We start from the raw sequence: 6894 nt of genomic DNA, 5'->3' as shown, positions 1-6894 counted from the left end.
AGATGTGTATAAGAGACTGGGCCATCGCCCTGGCCGGTGTCGGCTGGTGGAGCCACCAGCAGTTGATGCTGATGGAGCAGCAACTGATCGCCACCCAGGAAAGCTTCGCCAAGATCAGCGAGGAAGCCGCCGGTCGCCTGGACGACATCCGCGGCAAGTTCGTCGCCAATGAATCCAACGTCATGTCCGACCGCGAGGCGCTCAAGCTGCAGGTCAAGCAACTGCAGGGTCGCCTCGCAGAGCAGGCCAAGATGCAGCAGGCCTCCCTGTCGGAGTTCGACGGCGCCCAGGGCAAGCGCCTGGCGCAGGTCAGCGCCGACCTCAAGGCCCAGCAGGAAAGCGCCGCGCTACTGATGTCGCAGCTCGACGTCAAGCTCAAGTCGATCACCGACGAGCAGGCCAAGTTCAAGAACGTGCAGGCTGACCTGGCCGCCGCCAACCAGCAGATCCAGGCGCTGAACACCGAGATCGCCAACCTGAAGAAGCAGGGCAACCAGAGCCAGGCGATCAAGAGCATGCAGGACGACCTGATGCTGCTGCGTGCCGAGGTCGATGGCCGCCAGGGCCAGGCCAGCAACGATACCAAGGAGTTCGACGTGTTCCGCATCCAGGTGATGCGCAACATCAATACCCTGCAGCAGCAGGTCCAGAACCTCCAGCAGCAGCTCAGCACCCGCTGATCGCGCTGCAAACGAAAAGCCCCCGCGCCGAAAGGTCCGGGGGCTTTTTGTTGGCCATCCCTCTTTTGGGGTAGCGAGGGCAATTCTTGTCTTGAATCAGTTTCTGCTGCGGCTTCGAGGCGAATAATCGCTAACAAATGAGAGTCATTCTGATTCTCTCCCTGTTCGCTCATTCGCCCGGAGTCTCCCCATGCACGATCTTCAAGCGCAACGCCGGTACCGCATCGCCGGTTACCGGCCCGGGATCGGTGCCGCCTTTCGCCAGCGGCTGTTTTCCATGGGACTGTTGCCTGGCGCCGAATTGAAGGTGCGCCGCGTGGCGCCGCTGGGTGATCCGGTGCAGGTGGATACCCGTCAGTGCAGCCTGGTGCTGCGCCGCCGCGACCTGGCTTTGCTCCTGCTCGAAGCGCAGGACTGATGCGCCATGAATGAGCTGCGCATCGGCCTGATCGGCAACCCCAACGCGGGCAAGACCACCCTGTTCAACCAGCTCACCGGCTCGCGCCAGCGCGTCGGCAACTGGGCCGGTGTCACCGTGGAGCGCAAGGAAGGCAGCTTCCGCACCGCGCGCCACAACGTGCGTCTGGTGGACCTGCCCGGCACCTACTCGCTGACCACCCTGTCGGCCCAGGCCTCGCTGGACGAGCAGATCGCCCGGCGCTGCATCGTCGACGGCGAGGTGGACGTGCTGGTCAACGTGGTGGACGCCACCAACCTGGAACGCAACCTCTACCTCACCGTGCAGCTGCGCGAGATGGGCCTGCCCTGCGTGGTGGCGCTGAACATGCTCGATATCGCTCGCACCCAGGGCCTGAACATCGACCGCGAGGCGCTGGCGCGGGAATTGGGGTGCCCGGTGGTGCCGCTGGTCTCTACCCGTGGCGAAGGCATCGACGCGCTGAAGGAAGCCATCGACGGCGTGACGGCACAGCCTCCGCTGCAGGTGCCGTATCCGGCCGCCCTGCGCAATGCCGTCACCCAGTTGTTGCCTGCCGATGCACCGCCGACCCAGGCCTGGATGGCCCTGCTGGCGCTGGAAGGCGACCTGCACAGCGCCCGCCAGCTCAAGCTCGACCCGGCGAGCCTGCTGGCCGCGCGCGACGCGATCCGCTGTGCCTGCGGCGAAGACCCGGAACTGCTGTTGGTGGACGCGCGCTACCGGCTGATCGGCGAACTCTGCGAACGCGCCAGCAACCACCGCGACGCCGCCCCGCACCGCCTGACGCAACTGCTGGACAGCATCGCGCTGAACCGCTGGCTGGGCATCCCGGTGTTCCTCTTCGTCATGTACCTGATGTTCTTCTTCGCCATCACCCTGGGCGGCGCGCTGCAGCCGATCTTCGACCAGGGCTCCTCGGCGCTCTTCATCGACGGCATCCAGTGGCTGGGCGCCCGCACGGGGGCGCCGGACTGGCTGACCGCGCTGCTGGCCCAGGGCCTGGGCGGCGGCATCAATGCGGTGCTGCCGCTGATCCCGCAGATCGGCCTGATGTATCTGTTCCTCGCGCTGCTCGAAGACTCCGGCTACATGGCCCGCGCGGCCTTCGTCATGGACCGCCTGATGCAGGCGCTCGGCCTGCCGGGCAAATCCTTCGTGCCGCTGATCGTCGGCTTCGGCTGCAACGTGCCGTCGATCATGGGCACGCGCACCCTGGACAACCCGCGCGAGCGCCTGATGACCTCGATGATGGCGCCGTTCATGTCCTGCGGTGCGCGGCTGGCGATCTTCGCCGTGTTCGCCGCGGCCTTCTTCGGCCAGAACGGCGCGCTGGCGATCTTCTCGCTGTACCTGCTGGGCATAGTCGTGGCGGTGCTCACCGGCCTGCTGCTCAAGCACACGCTGATGCGCGGCGAGGCCTCGCCCTTCGTCATGGAGCTGCCGCTGTACCACGTCCCGCACCTGCGCAGCCTGCTGCTGCAGACCTGGATGCGCCTGCGCGCCTTCGTGGTCCGCGCGGGGACGGTGATCATCCTGGTCAGCCTGGTGATCGGCGGCCTCAACAGCGTCACCCTCGACGGCCGCCCGGTGCAGGGCGACATCGCCGACTCGGCGCTCGCCAGCTTGAGCCACCAGGTCACGCCACTGCTCAAACCCATGGGCGTGCACGAGGACAACTGGCAGGCCACGGTCGGCCTGGTCACCGGCGCGCTGGCCAAGGAAGTGGTGGTCGGCACCCTGAATACCCTGTACACCGCCGAGCACATCCACGGCGAAGCCTTCGATGCCGACGGCTACGATCTCTGGGCCCAGCTGAAACAGGCCGGCGCGGACACGCTGGATGGCCTGCGCGATGCCTTCAGTCTCAGCGTGCTGGGCAACCCGGTCGCCGCGAGCATGGCCGACGGCGAGATGGAGGAGGGCTCCATGGGCACCTTCGCCGCCAAGTTCGGCAGCCCGCTGGCTGCCTACAGCTATCTGGTGTTCGTGCTGCTCTACGTGCCCTGCGTGGCGACCCTTGGCGCGCTGACCCGCGAAAGCGGCCGCGGCTGGATGACCTTCGCGGTGTTCTGGGGCCTGAATGTGGCCTACTCGCTGGCGACCCTCTGCTACCAGGTCTTCAGCTTCGCCCGGCACCCTCAGTACAGCGCGGTGGCCATCGGCCTGGTGCTGGCGTTCAACCTGCTGCTGTTCCTGATCCTGTGCTGGGTCGGCCGGCGCGGCCTGGAGCTGGATGGCGAGCCTGAACTGCGTCCGGCGTCGGCTGGGAGCTGCCACTGATGGCCACGGCAATCGCAGTGCGCAACCTGCTCGACGAGATGGGCGAGGCGGATGTGCCGACCCTGGCCCGGCGCCTGGGTGCCTCCAGGGCGCTGCTCGAAGCATTGCTGGAGCGACTGCTGGCGATGGGCGTGGTGGAAAAGATCGGGCCCGACCCGGCGTCCTGCGGAAGCTGCAAGGGCTGTGCGGAGACGACGCGGTGTGCGACGACGGGGTATCGCTTGGCCGGTCGCAACGACGCCACGCCTTTGCGCTGGATCACCCATTGAACCCGGAGCGTAGGATGGGAGGAGCCTAAGCGATACCCATGCTGTCGGCGCCACGGATTGATGGGTATCGCTGCGCTCCACGCCATCCTACGTTCAGCAGTTTGCAGGGCGGATAACCCGCAACGGGTTTCCGCCAGAACGGCGGATAACGCCCGAGGCGTTATGCGCCCTACAGCGGCCTGCCGGCTTTTCGTAGGAGCGAGCTTGCTCGCGAACAGACACAGCTCCGGCGCCGGGACGTTCGCGAGCAATAACGATGGCGTCCCCCTCGCTCCTACAGGTTGGCCGAAGGCCGCTGGAAAACAAAAAGAGCGCCTTCGATTGAAGGCGCCCTTTTCATTGGCGCTGGCTCCAGCCCTTACAGGCGCGGGTAGTCCAGGTAGCCGACCGGGCCCTTGCCGTAGAAGGTTTCCGGGTGCGGCTCGTTCCAGGCGGCGCCTTTCTGCAGGCGGGTCACCAGGTCCGGGTTGGCGATGAACGGGATGCCGAAGGCAACCGCGTCAGCCTTGCCGCTCTGAAGCCACTCGGTGGCGGTTTCCTTGGTGAAGCGCTCGTTGGCGATGTACACGCCACCAAAGATTTCCTTCAGTTTCGGGCCGATGCTGTCGGCGCCGGCCTTCTCGCGGGTGCAGATGAAGGCCACGCCGCGCTTGCCCAGTTCGCGGGCTACATAGCCGAAGGTGGCGAGCGGGTCGGCGTCGCCCATGTCGTGGGAGTCCATGCGCGGAGCCAGGTGCACGCCGACGCGGCCGGCACCCCAGACGCCGATGGCGGCGTCGGTGACTTCCAGCAGCAGTCGTGCACGGTTCTCGATGGAGCCGCCGTACAGGTCGGTGCGCTGGTTGGTGCTGCTCTGCAGGAACTGGTCGAGCAGGTAGCCGTTGGCGCCGTGGATTTCCACGCCGTCGAAACCGGCGGCCTTGGCGTTCTCGGCACCGATGCGGTAGGCCTCGACGATGTCGGCGATCTCTTCGGTTTCCAGGGCGCGCGGGGTGACGAATTCCTTCATCGGGCGGACCAGGCTGACGTGCCCGGCCGGCTTGAGGGCGCTCGGCGCCACCGGCAGTTCACCGTTCAGGTACAGCGGGTCGGAGATGCGGCCCACGTGCCACAGCTGCAGCATGATGCGGCCGCCATTGGCGTGCACGGCCTTGGTGACGTTGGTCCAGCCACGGACCTGGTCGTCGGACCAGATGCCGGGGGTGTCCGGATAGCCCACGCCCATCGGGGTCACCGAGGTGGCCTCGCTGAGGATCAGGCCGGCGTCGGCGCGCTGGGTGTAGTACTCGGCCATCAGCGCGTTGGGCACGCGGCCTTCGTCGGCGCGGCAGCGGGTCAGCGGGGCCATGACGATGCGGTTGGGCAGTTCCAGGTCACCGATGACGATGGGGTCGAAAAGCGTGGTCATTGCGTTACTCCGGGGCGTGAGGATGGAGGATCAATCGAGGACGGTTTGGGTCTGGTTGGGCTTGCCGCTGAAGGCGATCATCACCGCGATCAGCGCGAGTACGGAGAGCACGGCGCCGGCCAGGGGCACGCGGGTCAGGCCCAGGCCGTGGTCGATGACGCTGCCGCCGACCCAGGCACCGATGGCGTTGCCGACATTGAAGGCGCCGATGTTCAGGGTGGCGACGAGGTTCGGCGCGGCACCGCCGACGCGTACCACGTTGACCTGCAGGGCGGGTACCGCGGCGAAGGCGGCGGCAGCCCAGATGAACAGGGTGATCTCGGCGGGGATCAGCGCGGCGCTGGTCCAGCTCAATACGGTGGAGACAACCGCCATGGTGGCGAACACGCCGGCCAGGGTGGTGCCCAGGCGCCAGTCGGCGAGGCGGCCGCCGATGATGTTGCCCAGGGTCAGGCCGAGGCCGATCAGCACCAGGCTCCAGGTGATGCCGCGCGGCGAGACCCGGGTGACTTCGCCCAGCAGCGGCGCGACGTAGGTGAACAGCGCGAAGACCGCAGCGGAGAACAGCACGGTGGTGCCCAGCGCCAGCCACAGCGGGCCGTTGCGCAGCGCCGCAACTTCCTTGCGCATGTCCACCGCTTCTTCGTCGTGCTTCTTCGGCAGCACGCTCCACAGGCCGATCAGCGCGAACACGCCGATCAGGGTCACCGCCCAGAACGGCGAGCGCCAGCCGGCGATCTGGCCCAGCGCGGTGCCGGCCGGTACGCCGAGCACGTTGGCCAGGGTCAGGCCGGTGAACATCAGGGCCACGGCGGAAGCCTTGCGGTTGGCCGGCACCAGGCTGGCGGCGACCACCGAACCGATGCCGAAGAAGGCGCCGTGACACAGCGCGGTAATGATCCGCGCCAGCATCAGCAGCCCGTAGTTGGCGGCCACCGCGCAGAGCAGGTTGCCGAGGATAAAGATGCCCATGAGCATCAGCAGCGCGGTCTTGCGCGGCAGGCGGGCGGTGAGCAGGGCCATGATCGGCGCGCCGATGGCGACGCTGAAGGCATAGCCGCTGACCAGCCAGCCGGCCGCGGGAATGGTGACGGACAGGTCGCCCGCGACCTCGGGCAACAGGCCCATGATCACGAATTCCGTGGTGCCGATGGCAAACGCGGACAAAGCGAGGACGAGAAGCGAAGTGGGCATGCGCCTGCTCCTGGAGAGTGGGATTGTCTTGGCTGGCAGTCGCCGGTTACAGCGCTTCGCTCAGATGGCGAACAAAGGCCTGGATGGTCTCTTCATTGCGTTTGAAGAAGTTCCACTGGCCGACTTTTCGACTGGTCACCAGACCCGCGCGCTGGAGGGTGGCCAGATGCGCGGAGACGGTGGATTGCGACAGACCGGTGCGCAGGTCGAACTTGCCGGCGCAGACGCCGATCTCGAAGGACTGGTGTTCCTGCTCGACGAAGAACTGCTCAGGGTCCTTGAGCCAGTGCAGCATGTCGCGCCGCACCGGATGGGCTAGGGCCTTGAAGATTTCGTCGAGGTCGATGCCAGGATCGAGAGTGGGTTGTTCAGTCATGGGGCACATCGGTATATCGCGTTGGGACGAACTATATATCGGCCAAAAACGATATGAATTCGTTTGGGGCGATAGTAATGATCACTCCCGATGATACTGGCCGGGGGGCCCCGCCCTGGTTGGGCGTATCCCTCCGCGATGACGACCTGTTGCACCGGGCGTGCTCTTGTAGGAGCGGGGGTGGGGGGGGCCCGTTGAGCCCCCGGGCGGGCCCCCGTAGCGGGCGAGCGCGGGGCGAGAGGGGGCCC

The 6894-nt window shown here is 66.6% G+C and carries 7 protein-coding genes; 4 read left to right on the top strand and 3 right to left on the bottom strand.

The features are described 5' to 3' along the window. From ACCC94_RS26455 to ACCC94_RS26440, 4 genes are all read left to right on the top strand, one after another. A partial coding sequence (locus tag ACCC94_RS26455) for an ATPase (protein WP_413352576.1) occupies window positions 1-680 on the top strand: 680 nt, incomplete at its 5' end. A gap of 190 nt (window positions 681-870) precedes the next feature. Then, window positions 871-1098, top strand: coding sequence for a ferrous iron transporter A (gene feoA / locus ACCC94_RS26450; protein WP_413352575.1), 228 nt, complete (start codon window positions 871-873; stop codon window positions 1096-1098). Window positions 1099-1104: 6 nt separating this feature from the next. After that, on the top strand, window positions 1105-3399 hold the full coding sequence (gene feoB, locus ACCC94_RS26445; protein ID WP_413352574.1) for a Fe(2+) transporter permease subunit FeoB: 2295 nt from the start codon (window positions 1105-1107) through the stop codon (window positions 3397-3399). Continuing rightward, window positions 3399-3668 (top strand): FeoC-like transcriptional regulator, encoded by a 270-nt coding sequence (locus ACCC94_RS26440; RefSeq protein WP_413352573.1) that lies wholly within the window; start codon window positions 3399-3401, stop codon window positions 3666-3668. The genes feoB and ACCC94_RS26440 overlap by 1 nt, the downstream gene beginning before the upstream one ends. Before the next feature lie 358 nt (window positions 3669-4026). Here the strand turns inward: ACCC94_RS26440 and ACCC94_RS26435 are convergent, their stop codons facing one another. The 3 genes from ACCC94_RS26435 to ACCC94_RS26425 are packed head-to-tail and all read right to left on the bottom strand — an operon-like array spanning window position 4027 to window position 6646. Continuing rightward, window positions 4027-5076, bottom strand: a complete 1050-nt coding sequence (locus tag ACCC94_RS26435; RefSeq protein ID WP_413352572.1) for an alkene reductase — start codon at window positions 5074-5076, stop codon at window positions 4027-4029. Window positions 5077-5106: 30 nt separating this feature from the next. Next, entirely contained in the window at window positions 5107-6270 is a 1164-nt protein-coding gene (locus ACCC94_RS26430; RefSeq protein ID WP_413352571.1) for an MFS transporter, read from the bottom strand. A 46-nt stretch (window positions 6271-6316) separates the two neighbouring features. Then, on the bottom strand, window positions 6317-6646 hold the full coding sequence (locus ACCC94_RS26425) for an ArsR/SmtB family transcription factor (RefSeq protein WP_413352570.1): 330 nt from the start codon (window positions 6644-6646) through the stop codon (window positions 6317-6319). Between the last annotated feature and the right edge of the window lie 248 nt (window positions 6647-6894).

The organism is Pseudomonas sp. Pseusp97 (genome assembly GCF_047304025.1).
GTDB lineage: Bacteria > Pseudomonadota > Gammaproteobacteria > Pseudomonadales > Pseudomonadaceae > Pseudomonas.
The sequence above is the reverse complement of the archived record's forward strand: the minus strand, read 5'-3'. Positions and strand labels throughout refer to the sequence as shown.